This is a genomic window from Pseudoxanthomonas indica, from assembly GCF_900167565.1.
Taxonomy (GTDB): Bacteria; Pseudomonadota; Gammaproteobacteria; order Xanthomonadales; family Xanthomonadaceae; genus Pseudoxanthomonas_A; species Pseudoxanthomonas_A indica.
Window position 1 is genome coordinate 1,130,436 of the sequence record NZ_FUZV01000002.1, and the last position, 14,829, is coordinate 1,145,264.

Annotated in this window: 14 protein-coding genes; 8 read left to right on the forward strand and 6 right to left on the reverse strand. The window is 66.1% G+C overall.

Translation table 11 applies throughout. From position 1 onward, the window contains the following. Nucleotide 1 precedes the first annotated feature (1 nt). Both B5X78_RS15845 and folE2 read left to right on the forward strand, forming a co-directional pair. The gene (locus B5X78_RS15845; protein ID WP_079725567.1) at nucleotides 2-712 is read left to right on the forward strand and encodes an isoprenoid biosynthesis enzyme family protein; all 711 of its coding nucleotides are present in this window, start codon (nucleotides 2-4) and stop codon (nucleotides 710-712) included. Between the two features lie 193 nt (nucleotides 713-905). Then, nucleotides 906-1,838 (forward strand): GTP cyclohydrolase FolE2, encoded by a 933-nt coding sequence (gene folE2, locus B5X78_RS15850; protein WP_079726232.1) that lies wholly within the window; start codon nucleotides 906-908, stop codon nucleotides 1,836-1,838. Nucleotides 1,839-1,992: 154 nt separating this feature from the next. Here the strand turns inward: folE2 and B5X78_RS15855 are convergent, their stop codons facing one another. The 3 genes from B5X78_RS15855 to yidD all read right to left on the reverse strand — a co-directional run bounded on the left by B5X78_RS15855 (nucleotide 1,993) and on the right by yidD (nucleotide 4,553). Then, nucleotides 1,993-2,829 (reverse strand): M23 family metallopeptidase, encoded by an 837-nt coding sequence (locus tag B5X78_RS15855; RefSeq protein ID WP_079726233.1) that lies wholly within the window; start codon nucleotides 2,827-2,829, stop codon nucleotides 1,993-1,995. A 77-nt stretch (nucleotides 2,830-2,906) separates the two neighbouring features. After that, nucleotides 2,907-4,253, reverse strand: a complete 1,347-nt coding sequence (locus B5X78_RS15860) for a dihydroorotase (RefSeq protein ID WP_079725568.1) — start codon at nucleotides 4,251-4,253, stop codon at nucleotides 2,907-2,909. Nucleotides 4,254-4,334: 81 nt separating this feature from the next. Then, a complete protein-coding gene (gene yidD, locus B5X78_RS15865) occupies nucleotides 4,335-4,553 on the reverse strand; it encodes a membrane protein insertion efficiency factor YidD (RefSeq protein WP_079725570.1) in 219 nt (72 codons plus the stop codon). Nucleotides 4,554-4,649: 96 nt separating this feature from the next. On the opposite strand from yidD, the gene dksA reads away from it, so the two are divergent. After that, complete coding sequence (gene dksA / locus B5X78_RS15870; RefSeq protein ID WP_079725571.1) at nucleotides 4,650-5,753, forward strand: RNA polymerase-binding protein DksA; 1,104 nt, start codon at nucleotides 4,650-4,652, stop codon at nucleotides 5,751-5,753. Nucleotides 5,754-5,891: 138 nt separating this feature from the next. Here the strand turns inward: dksA and B5X78_RS15875 are convergent, their stop codons facing one another. Genes B5X78_RS15875 through cysS form a run of 3 tightly spaced genes read right to left on the reverse strand, consistent with a single transcriptional unit; the run spans nucleotide 5,892 to nucleotide 8,947 of the window. Continuing rightward, nucleotides 5,892-7,133 carry an MFS transporter gene (locus B5X78_RS15875; protein WP_079725573.1) on the reverse strand — a complete coding sequence of 414 codons (1,242 nt, stop codon included), beginning with the start codon at nucleotides 7,131-7,133 and terminating at the stop codon, nucleotides 5,892-5,894. Further along, nucleotides 7,130-7,567: a SufE family protein gene (locus B5X78_RS15880; protein WP_079725575.1), complete on the reverse strand. Its 438-nt coding sequence runs from the start codon at nucleotides 7,565-7,567 to the stop codon at nucleotides 7,130-7,132. Before B5X78_RS15880 ends, B5X78_RS15875 begins: the two co-directional genes overlap by 4 nt. Before the next feature lie 12 nt (nucleotides 7,568-7,579). Then, nucleotides 7,580-8,947 (reverse strand): cysteine--tRNA ligase, encoded by a 1,368-nt coding sequence (gene cysS / locus B5X78_RS15885; RefSeq protein WP_079725577.1) that lies wholly within the window; start codon nucleotides 8,945-8,947, stop codon nucleotides 7,580-7,582. Nucleotides 8,948-9,146: 199 nt separating this feature from the next. Between cysS and B5X78_RS15890 the strand changes: the two genes are divergently transcribed. The 5 genes from B5X78_RS15890 to B5X78_RS15910 all read left to right on the forward strand — a co-directional run bounded on the left by B5X78_RS15890 (nucleotide 9,147) and on the right by B5X78_RS15910 (nucleotide 14,825). Beyond that, nucleotides 9,147-9,671: a hypothetical protein gene (locus B5X78_RS15890; RefSeq protein ID WP_079725579.1), complete on the forward strand. Its 525-nt coding sequence runs from the start codon at nucleotides 9,147-9,149 to the stop codon at nucleotides 9,669-9,671. Nucleotides 9,672-9,967: 296 nt separating this feature from the next. Then, nucleotides 9,968-10,969 carry an N-acetylornithine carbamoyltransferase gene (locus B5X78_RS15895; RefSeq protein WP_079725581.1) on the forward strand — a complete coding sequence of 334 codons (1,002 nt, stop codon included), beginning with the start codon at nucleotides 9,968-9,970 and terminating at the stop codon, nucleotides 10,967-10,969. 138 nt (nucleotides 10,970-11,107) lie between these two features. After that, nucleotides 11,108-12,307 (forward strand): argininosuccinate synthase, encoded by a 1,200-nt coding sequence (locus B5X78_RS15900; protein WP_079725583.1) that lies wholly within the window; start codon nucleotides 11,108-11,110, stop codon nucleotides 12,305-12,307. A 34-nt stretch (nucleotides 12,308-12,341) separates the two neighbouring features. Further along, nucleotides 12,342-13,442 (forward strand): acetylornithine deacetylase, encoded by a 1,101-nt coding sequence (locus tag B5X78_RS15905; protein ID WP_079725585.1) that lies wholly within the window; start codon nucleotides 12,342-12,344, stop codon nucleotides 13,440-13,442. 66 nt (nucleotides 13,443-13,508) lie between these two features. Further along, complete coding sequence (locus tag B5X78_RS15910) at nucleotides 13,509-14,825, forward strand: acetylglutamate kinase (protein ID WP_079725587.1); 1,317 nt, start codon at nucleotides 13,509-13,511, stop codon at nucleotides 14,823-14,825. Nucleotides 14,826-14,829: the final 4 nt, after the last annotated feature.

A 14,829-nucleotide genomic window follows, 5' to 3' on the forward strand; every position in this document is an offset into this window, starting at 1 on the left:
CGTGGCCGACAGCAGCGCCCTCGACAGCTTCCTGGACAAGTGGCGGACGCGCTGGCCGGAATGGAGCGTGGGTGAAACCTTTGTTGCGCCGGAACGCCGCGCCCTTGCCGTGGCCTGGTTCGCCCTGCAGCAGGAGTTCGAAGATGCCATGAACATTGCCGGCGAGACCCTGCCGGCCGATGCCAAGCTGGCCTGGTGGGGCGAGGAATTGCACGGCTGGGCCCAGCAACGTTCGCGGCATCCGCTGGGGCGGGTGCTGGAGCCCGTGCGTGCTGACTGGACGGGCCTGGCCAACGGGTTGCCCTTGCTGATCCAGGCGCGCGAGCCGGCCGCCAGCAGCGCCGACGCCTTCGCCCAGTTGCTGCCCTGGGGCGAGGCGATGGCGCGCGTGGAAAGCGTGGTGCTGGGCGGACAACCTTCGCCGCAGCTGTTCGTCGTGCAGGCCCTGGCGCAGCGGATGATCGAGGCGCACGTGGCGGCGCCGCCGCAGGATCAGTCCGGCACGGAGACGGGGGCGCGCCAGCTTGGCTGGGCCACGACCTTGCTGCGTGCGTGGCCGGCGTTTCGCCTGGCTGCGCCAGAACGTCGGTTGTGGGCGAGCTACTCGCGTGCTCGCTTGCAGCGGTTCGTGCAGGCTGGCGGGAAGGAAGTGGCATTGCCTTCGCGGCTGCGCCTGCTGATCGGTTCGTGGCGGCAGGTGATTGGCGGATAGCGTTGGTGCTTACGTCGTCCGGGCTCGCCGGTTTCGGGCCTGAAGGCCCTCCTACCCAGGGCTGGCGGGGACTTCTGCATTGGCATTGCCAATTGCGCCCATAGCCGCTCGAATCGGCTGTAACTCACTGTTCTGCCAAGGGGCGCGGGGCAGGGGGTACAATGCGCGCCACGTTTTCCTCCCCCTGTTGATCATGGCCACTGTTCCTCCCGCGGCGCCCCGCGCCGACCTGCCCGACGTCGCCCACCAGAGCGTGCCGTTGGCGCGTGCGCTGGACTGGGTGGGCATGGAAGGCATCGCCTTGCCGATTCGCATCGCCGATGGCGAAGGCGGTCAGTTGCAGGTGCCGGCCAACATCGATGTCTTCGTCAACCTGACCAATCCCGATGCGCGCGGCATCCACATGTCGCGGCTCTACCTGCACCTGCAGGATGGCCTGGCGCGTGAGGTGATCACCCCGGCCGGGCTGCGCCATCTGCTGCAGGAAGGCGTCGCATCACAACAGGGTCTGGCAGACCAGGCGCGCATCGTCCTGCGCTATGAGGCGCTGTTGCGTCGCAAGGCGCTGGAAAGCGACTACTCGGGCTGGAAGCGCTATCCGGTGGAAATTGAAGCCACCCTGGTGGAAGGTCACCTGCACCTGGCCCTGAGCGTGGCGGTGGAATATTCCAGCACTTGCCCGGCGTCGGCAGCGCTGTCGCGCCAGGCCAATGCCGAGCGTTTCGCCGGCGACTTCGCCGCCGCGCATCCGCTGTCGGTGGGCGTGGTCCGCGATTGGCTGGCATCCGAGCGCGGCCTCGCCGCGACACCGCATGCGCAGCGCAGCCGCGCCAGCGTGCGGGTGGAGCTGCGTCCGCAGTTCGATGAGCTGCCGTTGGTGGCGCTGATCGACGGCATCGAAGCCGCGCTCGGCACGCCGGTGCAGACTGCGGTCAAACGTGTGGACGAGCAGGCCTTCGCCCGCCTCAATGCGGAGAACCTGATGTTCTGCGAAGACGCGGCCCGTCGTGTCGCCGGAGCGCTCTCGCAGGATCCGCGCGTGGCCCGCTTCGAAGCGACCGTCGCCCACTTCGAAAGCCTGCATCCGCATGACGCGGTGGCGCGGGTCAGCGGTACCAACGCCTGAGTGGGAAGCGGCACGGCTACCTGTAGGAGGGGCTTCAGCCCCGAACCAAGCAGCACTTGAGTCGCCTACGCATTAGGTCCCAAGCGGGATGCACGCCGGCGAGTCATCGCCTTCGCTTTCTGCGGGTCCACCGGCTTCGGGGCTTAAGCCCCTCCTACCTTTTGCGCTCCAGCACCAGCAGCGGATCGATCCGCACATCGAACCAGTTCATTCCCCAATGCAGGTGCGGCCCAGTCGCGCGGCCAGTCGCGCCGACCGCACCGATCACCTGTCCTTGCTGCACCCGGTCGCCGACCTTCACGTCGATGCGCGACAGATGCAGGAAATTGGAGCTCACGCCGTAGCCGTGATCCAGCAGCAGCGTGCCGCCGGTGAGGTATAGATCGGGTCCGGCGAATGTCACCACACCAGCGGCTGGCGCCACTACCGGCGTGCCATTGGGCGCCGCGATATCCATGCCTGAGTGACCACTGCCCGGTTGCCCGTTGTAGACGCGCGCATTGCCGAAGCGCCCGCTGATGCGGCCCTGCACCGGCCAGATGAAGGTCTGCGCGAAGTCGGTGCGATCCTCGTCGCGCAGGCGGGCCGCGGTGACCTGCGCCTGTTCGCGCTCGATGCGCGCGGCAATCTCCGGCGGTGGATTGACCGTCTTCGGCGGCACGCCGTTGACCCGTTCCGCTGGCCAGTCGCGCGGGGTGACGGTCAGGGTGGCGGTTTCGCTGCGTCCAGTCGGCGTGACCACGTCCACCTGCAAAGGGCCTGTTTCATCGCGGCCGACGCCAAACACCACGGTGCCGTAGCCGCTGACGCGCAGCGTGCGCTGGCCATAACGGACCTGGCTGCCGGCGGGCACCTTGCCGAACACCAGCCCCCCTTGCGAAATCGCAGCGGGGAAAATCACGCGCTCATCGCTGGCAGGCGAAGCCGGCGTTGCCACAGCGGGGGCGGTGGTAGACACCGTTTGCGGCGACGCCGGCAGGGAAACCGACATGACCAGCGCAGCGAGCAAGGGCAGCGCAGGCCGGCGCGAAACCGCGGCCGCACGCTTATTGACGACGCGCCACGACCTCAACGATTCAGTTCCATCCGTTGCCCTGCCGGCGTGCCGACCAGGTGTTCGCCGTTCCAGACCAGCCGGCCATTGACCCAGGTCGCGCCGATGCGCGAGCGGAACGTATAGCCTTCGAACGGCGACCACGCGCACTTGGACAGCACGTCTTCGCGGCGCACGGTCAGTTCGGCGTCGTCGATCAGCACCAGGTCGGCCCAGTAGCCTTCGCGCAGGTAGCCGCGTTCCTTGACGTCGAACAGCTGTGCCGGCGCGTGCGCGAACTTCTGCACGATGCGGGCGATGTCGCTCTTGCCTTCGTGCACCAGCTCCAGCGCGGCCAGCAGCGCGTACTGCACCAGCGGCAGGCCGGACGGCGCCTGCACGTAGGGCTTTTCCTTCTCTTCCAGCGTATGCGGCGCGTGGTCGGTGGCCAGCACGTCGATCACGTCGTCGGCCAGCGCCTTGATCAGCGCCTCGCGATCGCTGGCTTCCTTGATCGAAGGATTGCACTTGATCAGGTTGCCCAGCCGCGCGTAGTCGCTGCGATCGAAGCGCAGGAAATGGATGCAGGTCTCGGCGGTGATGCGCTTACGCTTGCCCTGCGCATCGATCAACGGGCCGGGGGTGAACAGCGCCAGCTCATCGGCGGTGGAGATGTGCAGCACATGCAGGCGGGTGTCGTGCTTGCGAGCGAGTGAGAGCGCCAGCCGGGTCGACTTGATGCAGGCTTCGCGGCTGCGGATGTCCGGATGGAACGAGGCATCCAGCTTGTCGCCGTACCGGGCCTGAAAGGCGGCCATGTTGGCGTCGATGGTCGGGGTGTCTTCGCAGTGAGTGATGATCGGCGTGGGCGCCTCGCGGAAGATCGCGTCCAGCGTGTCCGGGTTGTCGACCAGCATGTTGCCGGTGGACGCGCCCATGAACACCTTGATGCCCGGCGCGGTCTTCGGATCCAGCGAGCGGATGGCTTCCAGATTGTCGTTGCTGGCGCCCATGTAGAAGCCATAGTTGCCCCAGGCGCGACCGGCCGCACGCTGGTACTTGTCTTCCAGCGCGGCCGCGTCCAGGGTCGGCGGGCTGGTGTTGGGCATGTCCATGAAGGTGGTCAGGCCACCGGCCACGGCCGCGGCGGATTCGGTCGCGATGTCGCCCTTGTGCGGCATGCCCGGCTCGCGGAAGTGCACCTGGTCGTCGATCATGCCGGGCAGCAGCCAGCGCCCGGCGGCGTCGACGACCTTGTCATCGAGGCCGGCCGACAGGCCGCTGCCTATCCGCGCGATGCGGCCGTTCTCGATGCGCAGGTCGCCTTCGAATTCGCGACCTTCGTTGACCATGCGGGCATTGACGATAAGGGTGGAGGGCATCAGCGCTTTCCTGGGAGTCGGGACGGACGGGTGTGCAGGGGACCGGCGAGGGCGATCAGCCTACCGGATCGGGCCGGTGGATCATGTGGGGGGAACCGGGTCGTGACCGCCGGGATGCAGCGGATGGCAGCGGCCGACGCGGCGCGCGGCCAGCCAGCAGCCCTTGAGCGGCCCGAAGCGGGCCACGGCCTCCATCGCGTACTCCGAGCAGGTGGGCGCGAAGCGGCAGCGTGGACCCAGCAGAGGGCTGATGAAACGTTTGTAAAACCGCAGCAGCGCGATGATTGCCTGGCCGACCATGACCGGCATGATAACCCTTCGGCTTGCCGCTGCCGGCTGGGTGAGCTATAAAGTCGCGCTTTCCCGCTGCTCGGGAAGAACGAGGATGCGCTGTTCGTGGCTGCTAAGAAACCTGCGAAGAAGGCCGCCAAGGCCGCCAAGAAAACCGCCAAGCCCGTCGCCAAGAAGCCTGTCGTGAAGAAGGCTGTTGCCGCCAAGAAACCGGCTGCCAAGCCGGCGGCAAAGAAGGCGTCTCCCAAACCCGCACCCAAGCCCGCTGCCAAGAAGGTGGTCGCCAAGAAGGCGCCTGCCAAGCCGGTGGCGAAGAAGGCTGCGGCCAAACCCGCCAAGCCGGTCAAGCCAGCGCCGAAGAGGTCGGCGCCGGTAGCCAAGCCCGCGGCCAAGCCCGTCGCCAAGGCGGCGGCCAAACCCGTCGCGGCCAAGAAGCCCGCGCCGGCTCCTGCGGCCAAGACCAAGTCCGTACCGACACCGGCTGCCAAGCCGGCGCCGGCCAAATCTGCTCCGAAGGCCACCGCTCCGGCGCCTGCTGCTCCGCCCGTGTCCCCACGGCCGGCTGCCGCAGCTCCGGCTGCGCCAGCCAAGGCTCCATCCCCCGCAAAGAATTCAGTGCCCGTCTCGAAATCCAATACAAAATCCAAAGAAACCGCTCCGGCTCCCGTGGTCAGCAAGCCCGCCATCACTCCCCGCTCCACCGGCAAGGTCGCCGTGGCTGTGGCCGCCAAGCCGCAGGCTCCGGTGGTCCGCGAGAAGTTCAAGGTAGTGCCTTACAAGACTGACGAAGCCACCGGTCGCCCGCTCCTCCCGTCCGGTTACAAGCCGGCCTCGGACGAGGAATACATGAGCCCGCTGCAACTGGAGTACTTCCGCCAGCGCCTGCTGCAATGGCGGGGTGATCTGGTGGAAGAGTCCAAGCAGACCATCGAAAACCTCAAGGACGAAGTGCGCGACATCGGCGACGAAGCCGAACGCGCCACCCGCGAAACCGAAAACTCGCTGGAACTGCGTACCCGTGATCGCTACCGCAAGCTGATCGGCAAGATCGACAGCACGCTCAAGCGGCTGGACGCCGGCGACTACGGCTACTGCGTGGACACCGGTGAGGAAATCGGCCTGGATCGCCTGGAAGCGCGCCTGACCGCCGAGCGCACGATTGACGCGCAGGAACGCTGGGAACACCTGCAGAAGCAGCAGGGCGACTGAGCCCGCTGCCATGCAGCCGGGCTGACCAAATCCGCCCGAAAGAAAAAGCCCCGCTCGATGCGGGGCTTTTTTTTTCCCTTCTCCCCCCGGGAGAAGGGGGCGCGCAGCGCCGGATGAGGGTACGCCCGCAAGCCTGCCCTAATGCAGATCCTTCAAATCCAACCGCCGCAATGCCGGCGCGCGCTTGGCCGTCACCCCCACCACCATCAGAATGGCCGCGCCCCCCAGCAGCACCGCCGGCACCAGGCCCAGCAGCCGCGCCATGGTTCCGGCATAGAACGCGCCCAGCTCGTTGGACGAACTGATGAAGATGCCGTTGATCGAGGACACCCGCCCGCGCATGTCATCGGGGGTGGCCAGCTGCAGGATGGTCGATCGCACGATCATCGACACGCCATCGCAGATGCCGTAGGCCACCAGGATCGCCGCCGACAGCCAGAAGCTGCGCGACAGACCGAAGGCGATCACGCACAGGCCGAAGCCGGCCACCGCCCACAACAGGATCCGGCCGGCATTCTTGTGCAGCGGATGCCGCGCCAGCCACAGGCCGACGCCCACCGCGCCCAGCGCGGGCGCCGAGCGCAGGATGCCCAGGCCTTCGGGACCGTGTTGCAGGATGTCCTGGATGAAGGCCGGCAGCATGGCCACCACGCCGCCCAGCAGCACCGAGAACATGTCCAGCGCCATGGCGCCCAGCATGATCGGATGGTTCCAGACGAAGCGCCCGCCCTGGGCGATGCTCGCGAAGATAGGCAGCGACTCCTTGGGCGGGCCGGGTTCGTCGACACGCAGCTTGAACAGCACCGCGCCCGCGCCCAGCGCCAGCACCATGGCCACGCCATAAGCCAGGGCTTCGCCGCCGACGCCGACCAGCACGCCACCCAACGCCGGACCGCAGACCAGCGCCGTCTGGAAGATCACGCTGCCCAGGCTGGCGCCGCGCACGAACTGTTCGCGCGGCAGCACGCGCGCGAACAGGGCGTTGTAGATCGGGCTCAGGAAGCTGCGCGCCATGCCGGTCAAGGCGATGGCCGCATAGATGGGCCACAGCGGCGTGCCCGGCCACCAGTGTCGGGCCGCGCCGACCAGCACCAGTGCGGTCAATGCCAGTGCCGTGCACGCGGCCATGCCCAGGCGTCGCCGTGGCAGGTGATCCACCAGGTAGCCGGCGAACGGCGCCACGCAGAAGAACGGCAGCACCTCCGCCAGGCCGACCAGGCCCAGCGAGAACGTATTGCCGGTCAGCTGGTAGATGTGCCAGCCGACCGAAACGGCCACCACCTGGTAGGAGAGCAGGGCCAGGATGCGGTAACCGAGCACCATGGCAAAACCACGGTTGCGCAGCAGGGTCCAGGCCGATTCCGTTGCGGAGGTGCTCACTGGGCGTTCGCGGCGGTCTCGCGGATAAACGCCAGCAGCGCGGCCAGGCCGTTGCTGCGCGTGGGCGAGAGATGCTTGGCCAGGCCGATGTCGGCGATGTAGTCGGCCTGCGTGGCCAGGATCTCCTGCGCCGAACGACCCGAGTACACGCGCAACGCAAGGAAGATCAGACCCGAAACGATCGCCGAGTCGCTGACGGCATGGAAGTCCAGGCGCTGCGCATTGCCCTGCGGCACGATCCACACCAGCGACTGGCAGCCGAGCAGGCGATGCTCTTCGCTCTTCCACTCCTCCGGAAAAGCCGGCAGCTTGCGCCCCAGATCGATCAGGTACTGGTAACGCTCGGCCCAGTCGCCGAAAAACGCGAACTCGTCCTTGATCGCCTGCTGCGCTTCAACAGGCGTGGGCTCCAGCGGAAAAATCGATTCGCTCACGGCTTCACCACCTCACGCACGCTTCCACCGTACACCTTGCGGCGTGTCTTCCAAGAGTATGCCTTCGCTGGCCAGCTGATCGCGGATGGCGTCGGAGCGGGCGAAGTCGCGCGATTTCTTGGCTTCGGCGCGCTCATCAATCAATGCCTGGATGCGCGCATCGTCATCGCCGGAGGCGCCGCGGGCGAACCATTCGCCCGGTGACTGCTGCAGCAGGCCCAACGCCAGGCCGGCCCCGAGCAGTTCGCTCTTGAGCCGCTGCTTGTCGGCGGTGCTGTCGGCCTTGCGTGCCTCGGCGGCGATGCGCGCGACCTCGGACAGCGCCAGCGGGGTGTTCAGATCGTCGTCCAGTGCCGCTTCCACCACCGCCGGAATCGCGGCTGCGGCCGGCACGTCGACCAGATCGCGCAGCGTGCCGTACAGGCGATCCAGCGTGCGTACCGACTGCTCGATCAAGCCATCGGACCAGTCCAGTGGCTGGCGGTAGTGCGCCGACAGCAGGGCCAGGCGCAGGGCTTCGGGCGGATGCTGGTCGAGCAGATCATGCACGCGCTCGATATTGCCTAGCGACTTGCTCATCTTGGTGCCGGCGAAATTGAGCATGCCGTTGTGCAGCCAGAAACGCGCGAACACCTTGCCGCCATGCGCGCACTCGCTCTGCGCGATCTCGTTTTCGTGGTGCGGGAACTGCAGGTCCACGCCGCCGGCGTGGATGTCGATGGTCTCGCCCAGGTGGGCGGCGGCCATCGCCGAGCATTCGATATGCCAACCCGGACGGCCACGGCCCCAGGGCGATTCCCAACCCGGCAGGTCGTCGCTGGAGGGTTTCCACAGCACGAAGTCGCCGGCATCGCGCTTGTACGGCGCCACCTCCACCCGCGCACCGGCCAGCATTTCGTCCGGGTCACGGCGCGACAGCTTGCCGTAGTCCGGATACGAGGCCACCGAGAACAGCACGTGGCCTTCGGCCGCATAGGCATGTCCGCTTGCGATCAACTGCTCGATCATCGCGATCATCTGCGGGATATGCGCGGTGGCCTCGGGCTGCAGGTCCTGAGGGACCACGCCCAGACGGGCCATTTCGTCGCGGTAGGCCGCGGCGAACTTTTCGGTGATGACGCTGATCGGCACCCCTTGTTCCAGGGCGGCGGCATTGATCTTGTCGTCCACGTCGGTGATGTTGCGTGCATAGCGCAGCTGGCCGTAGCGCCGGCGCAGCAGCGCGGCCAGCACGTCGAAGACCACCGGCCCGCGGGCGTTGCCGATGTGGACGTAGTTGTAGACGGTCGGCCCGCACAGATAGAGCGTGGGGCAGGTGGGATCGAGCGGCGCGAACGGTTCGACCCGCCGCGTCAGGTTGTTGTGCAGGCGCAGGCTCATCAGGCAAAGGCGTGGGGAAGCTCAGGAATTCTAGCCTGTACCGGTGGTCCGGCGCTGAGGGCCGGGGACGGTACAGACCCGAGGGCAGGTCATCGGGGGGCGCAGCGGCCAGCCGCCGGCACGGTACCGCACCGAATGGTTCAGCCCCTCGCAAGGCGCATCCCCTAAACTAGCCGCACAAAACTCACACTTTGAGCGCATGCCTCGACTTGCTGTTCGGCTGATTCCTCTGTTTTTGCTGCTGTTAGCGCTCTCCGCGCCAGCGCAAGAGCGCGTGGTCCAGATGGAGAACGTGCGTTTGGACTACGCCCAGGTGCTCAACGTGGAGCCGGTTTACCAGACCCTGCGCGCCAATCGCACCGAAGAAGTCTGCGACGAACTGCCGACCCTGCCCACCACCACCGTGCATCCCACCAAGGAGCAAAGCCGCTGGGCGCGCTTCCTGGACTCGGTCAAGGGGGTGTTTACCAGCGACGACGACGAGGCCAAGGCGAGCAACAAGCCGTCCGGATCCGCCGAGCCGGCGTTGATCAACTGCCGGGTGGTGCCGGTGGAGCGCGAGTTCCGTCGCCCCATCGCCTACGACGTGGACTACGTCTACAAGGGCACCAAGTACCGCTCGCGCCTGGCCGAAGACCCGGGCAATCGCCTGCGCATCCGCATTTCGGTGATGCCCTACGTGCCCGGCGCCATGCCGGCCGAGACCACCGCCGAGACGCCCTGAGGCGGCAGGCGGCAAAGCCTCCTGGCTTGTCTTGCGCTGCGCCGCAGCACATGCGAGGATTGCGAACCATGAAGATGAACGCACACGCCCATGCTGACAGCGCGGCCCGCCAGGCCTCGGGCATGACGTCGCGTGCTCGCCGACCGGAATCCTGCACCTAGCTGGGTACCCCGGACGTCTTCGCCTGTCTTACCGGAAACCCAGCCAAGTGCTGGGTTTTTTCGTTTCTCTTACTTGAATTTTTCTTTTCCGAGATTTTCCCCCCTCCCCACATCGAGTTCCGAACAGGACTTTCAATGAAGCACTTCTTGAATACGCAGGACTGGAGCCGCGCCGAGCTGGACGCCTTGTTGACCCAGGCAGCGCTGTACAAGCAGCACAAGCTGGGTGATGCGCTGAAGGGCAAGTCGATTGCGCTGGTGTTCTTCAACCCGTCCATGCGCACGCGGACGAGCTTCGAGCTGGGCGCGTTCCAGTTGGGCGGGCATGCGGTGGTGCTGCAGCCGGGCAAGGATGCGTGGCCGATCGAATTCAACCTGGGCACGGTGATGGACGGCGACACCGAGGAGCACATCGCCGAAGTGGCGCGGGTGCTGGGTCGCTATGTGGACCTGATTGGCGTGCGCGCGTTCCCGAAGTTCGTCGACTGGCAGTACGACCGCCAGGACATCGTGCTGAAGAGCTTCGCCAAGTATTCGCCGGTGCCGGTGATCAACATGGAGACCATCACCCATCCCTGCCAGGAGCTGGCGCATGCGCTGGCCTTGCAGGAGCACTTCGGCACCCAGGATCTGCGCGGCAAGAAGTACGTGCTGACCTGGACCTACCACCCCAAGCCGCTCAACACCGCCGTGGCCAATTCGGCGCTGACCATCGCCACCCGCCTGGGCATGGACGTGACCCTGCTGTGTCCCACCCCGGACTACGTGCTGGATGAGCGCTACATGGGCTGGGCCGAGCAGAACGTCGCCGAGAGCGGCGGCTCGCTGCAGGTCAGTCACGACATCGAAAGCGCCTACCGCGGCGCCGACGTGGTCTACGCCAAGAGCTGGGGCGCATTGCCGTTCTTCGGCAACTGGGAGCCGGAAAAGCCGATCCGCGATCAGTACAAGCACTTCATTGTCGACGAAGCCAAGATGGCGCTGACCAACAACGGCGTATTCAGTCATTGCCTGCCGTTGCGGCGCAACGTCAAGGCCACCGATGCGGTGATGGATTCGCCGCAATGCATCGCGATCGACGAAGCCGAGAACCGCCTGCATGTGCAGAAGGCGATCATGGCGGCGTTGATCAAATAGCTCGGGGCCGCTCCCTTCCCGGCGCGCCAACACCCCAACCCTCCCCCGCAAGCGGGGGAGGGAGCAGATAACCACCCTCCCCCGCACGCGGGGGAGGGAGCCAATTTCAAAGCACCTCACACCTTACCGAGAACTTCCATGAGCCAGACCAAAGACATCGTCCTCGCCTTTTCCGGCGGACTGGATACCAGCTTCTGCATTCCCTATCTGCAGGAGCGCGGCTGGGCCGTGCATACCGTGTTTGCCGACACCGGCGGCGTGGATGCCGAGGAGCGCGCCTACATCGAACAGCGCGCCGCCGAGCTGGGCGCGGCCAGCCATGTCACCGTCGATGGCGGTCCTGCCATCTGGAATGGCTTCGTCAAGCCGTTCGTGTGGGCGGGCGAGGGCTATCAGGGCCAGTATCCGTTGCTGGTGTCGGATCGCTATCTGATTGTCGACGCCGCGCTCAAGCGCGCCGCCGAGCTGGGCACCAACGCCATCGCCCACGGCTGTACCGGCATGGGCAATGACCAGGTCCGCTTCGATCTGGCGGTGAAGGCCTCGGGTGACTACCAGATCGTCGCGCCGATCCGCGAAATCCAGAAGGAACACACCCAGACCCGCGCCTACGAGCAGGCCTACCTGGAAGAGCGCGGCTTCGACGTGCGCGCCAAGCAGAAGAGCTACACCATCAACGAGAACCTGCTGGGCGTGACCCTGTCCGGCGGCGAGATCGACAAATGGGAAGCGCCCGGTGAGGGCGCGCGTGGCTGGTGCGCGCCGCGCAGCGAGTGGCCCGAGCAGGCCCTGCGGGTGAGCATCGGCTTCAAGAATGGCGAGGCGGTGAGCGTCGATGGCGAAGCGCTCGACGGCGCCAAGCTGCTGGCCAAATTGAACGCCTTGTTTGCGCCGTATGGCGTGGGTCGCGGCATGTACACCGGTGACACCACGATCGGCCTGAAAGGCCGCATCGTCTATGAAGCACCGGGCCTGATCGCCCTGCTGGCCGCGCATCGCGCGTTGGAGGAAGCCGTGCTGACCAAGCAGCAGAATCGCTTCAAGCCGGACGTGGCGCGCAAGTGGGTGGAAGTGGTGTACGAAGGCTTCTACCACGACCCGATCAAGACCGATCTGGAAGCCTACCTCGCCTCGTCGCAGGCCACCGTCAATGGCGAAGTGCTGCTGCAGACCAGCGGTGCGCGGGTGGACGCGGTCGCGGTCAAGTCGCCGCACCTGCTCAACGCCAAGGGCGCCACCTATGCGCAGTCGGCGGACTGGGGCGTGGAAGAGGCCGAAGGCTTCATCAAGCTGTTCGGCATGAGTTCGACCCTGTGGGCGGAAATCAACCGCGGATGATCCTTCTCCAGACCACGCTGATCGGGACCGCCACATGAGCGACTTGCTTGCCAGCACCCTGCGCCATCTCGAAGCCCTGGTGTCGTTCGATACCCGCAATCCACCGCGGGAGATCGGTACCGGCGGCATCTTCGACTACCTGCGCGCGCAGCTGCCGGACTTCCGTATCGAGGTGACCGATCACGGCGCGGGCGCGGTGTCGTTCTTCGCGGTGCGTGGTGCGCCCAAGCGGGTGTTCAACGTGCATCTGGATACGGTGCCCTCGTCGCCGGCATGGACGGCGGATCCGCATGTGCTGCGGGTGACCGCGGATCGCGCGATTGGCCTGGGCGCCTGCGACATCAAGGGTGCGGCGGCGGCGCTGGTGGCGGCGGCACAGGTGACACAAGGCGATGCGGCGTTCCTCTTCAGCACGGATGAAGAGGCCAACGACCCACGCTGCATCGCCGCCTTCCTGGCCCGTGATCATGGATTCCACGAAGCGATCATCGCCGAGCCCACCCAGGGTCAGGCGGTGCTGGCGCATCGCGGCATCAGCGCAGTGCGGATGGCCTTCAAAGGGCAGGCAGGGCATGCCTCGGCCGAGAACGCGCTGTCCTTGAGCGCGCTGCACAATGCGATGCGCTGGGGCACGAACGCGCTGGATTACGTGCAGGCCCAGCATCACCTGCGCTTTGGCGGACTGACCGGTCTGCGTTTCAACATCGGTCGGGTCGAGGGTGGCATCAAAGCCAACATGATTGCGCCGAGTGCGGAAGTGCGGTTTGGCTTCCGCCCGCTGCCTTCGCAGGATCCGGATGCCTTGCACGCGCAGTTCCGCGAGTTCGCCAACCCGGATGCACTGGCCGAATACGAAGAAACCTTCCGCGGTCCGTCCTTGCCCTCGGGCGACGTGGCGCGTGCCGAGGAGCGCCGGCTGGCTGCGCGGGATCTGGCCGATGAGCTGGGTCTGCCGATTGGGAACGCGGTGGATTTCTGGACCGAGGCGTCGTTGTTCTCGCAAGCCGGTCTGACCGCCTTCGTCTACGGCCCGGGCGATATCGCCCAGGCGCATACCGCTGATGAGTGGGTGTCGCTGGAACAATTGCAAAGTTATGCGGATACGGTGGTCCGGATTTTCAACAGCACCGATTGACCTCCTACAAGAAGAAACACCAGCCCCATCACACCAGCCCCACCACAATCGTTTCTTAGAGCACCAATGGAATCCAACACGCAAACCCGCCAGACCATCATCCGCCTGCTGTCCAGCATGGCCAGCGCCAAGGAGATCTCGCAGTACGTCAAGCGCTTCTCGCAGCTGGACGCCAAGCGCTTCGCCGTGGTCAAGGTCGGTGGCGCGGTGCTGCGCGATGACCTGGAAGCGCTGACCTCTTCGCTGACCTTCCTGCAGGAAGTCGGGCTGACCCCGATCGTGGTACACGGCGCCGGCCCGCAGCTGGACGAGCAAATGAATGCCGCCGGCATCGCCAAGGAAACCATCAACGGCCTGCGCGTGACCACGCCGGAAGTGCTGGCGATCGTGCGCAAGGTGTTCCTGCAGCAGAACCTGGCGCTGGTCGAGGCCTTGCAGCAGTCCGGTGCGCGCGCGACCTCGATTGTCTCGGGCGTGTTCGAAGCCTCGTTCAAGGATCAGGCCACCTACGGTCTGGTCGGCGATGTCACCCGCATCAACCTGGCGCCGATCGAGGCCAGCCTGAAGGCCGGCTCCATTCCGGTCATCGCCAGCATGGGCGAAACCCTGGGCGGGCAGATCCTCAACATCAACGCCGACTTCGCCGCCAATGAGCTGGTGCAGGTGTTGCAGCCGTACAAGATCATCTTCCTCACCGGCACCGGCGGCCTGCTCGATGCCGAGGGCAGGGTGATCGACTCGATCAACCTGTCCACCGAGTACGACGAGTTGATGGCGCAGCCGTGGATCAATGGCGGCATGCGGGTGAAGATCGAACAGATCAAGGATCTGCTGGATCGCCTGCCGCTGACTTCGTCGGTGTCGATCACCAAGCCGGCGGAACTGGCCAAGGAACTGTTCACCCATCGCGGCTCAGGCACGCTGGTGCGCAAGGGCGAGCGGGTGCTGCGCTTCGACTCCTGGCAGGGCGTGGACACCGCGCGCCTGCGCGAGCTGATCGAATCCAGCTTCGGCCGCAAGCTGCTGCCGGATTACTTCCAGCGGACCACGCCGTACCGCATCTACGTCAGCGAGAACTACCGCACCGCGCTGATCCTGACCCAGGAAGAGGGCTTCGCCTACCTGGACAAGTTCGCCGTGCTCGACGACGCGCAGGGCGAGGGCCTGGGCCGTGCGGTCTGGCATGTGATGCGCGAAGAGAATCCGCAGCTGTTCTGGCGTTCGCGCCACAACAACCAGGTCAACATCTTCTACTACGCCGAGTCCGACGGCTGCTTCAAGCAGGAGAAATGGAAGGTGTTCTGGTACGGCATCGAGAACTTCGCCGACATCGAACGCTGCGTCGCCCACTGCCGCACGCGCACGCCCACCCTGGTGGACTGAACCC

Coding starts and splice junctions, on each gene's coding strand:
- B5X78_RS15895 (WP_079725581.1), top strand. CDS start 9,968: ATGAAGCACTTCTTGAATACGCAGGACTGGAGCCGCGCCGAGCTGGAC.
- B5X78_RS15905 (WP_079725585.1), top strand. CDS start 12,342: ATGAGCGACTTGCTTGCCAGCACCCTGCGCCATCTCGAAGCCCTGGTG.
- cysS (WP_079725577.1), bottom strand. CDS start 8,947: ATGAGCCTGCGCCTGCACAACAACCTGACGCGGCGGGTCGAACCGTTC.
- B5X78_RS15860 (WP_079725568.1), bottom strand. CDS start 4,253: ATGCCCTCCACCCTTATCGTCAATGCCCGCATGGTCAACGAAGGTCGC.
- B5X78_RS15890 (WP_079725579.1), top strand. CDS start 9,147: ATGCCTCGACTTGCTGTTCGGCTGATTCCTCTGTTTTTGCTGCTGTTA.
- yidD (WP_079725570.1), bottom strand. CDS start 4,553: ATGGTCGGCCAGGCAATCATCGCGCTGCTGCGGTTTTACAAACGTTTC.
- folE2 (WP_079726232.1), top strand. CDS start 906: ATGGCCACTGTTCCTCCCGCGGCGCCCCGCGCCGACCTGCCCGACGTC.
- B5X78_RS15855 (WP_079726233.1), bottom strand. CDS start 2,829: ATGTCGGTTTCCCTGCCGGCGTCGCCGCAAACGGTGTCTACCACCGCC.
- B5X78_RS15910 (WP_079725587.1), top strand. CDS start 13,509: ATGGAATCCAACACGCAAACCCGCCAGACCATCATCCGCCTGCTGTCC.
- B5X78_RS15900 (WP_079725583.1), top strand. CDS start 11,108: ATGAGCCAGACCAAAGACATCGTCCTCGCCTTTTCCGGCGGACTGGAT.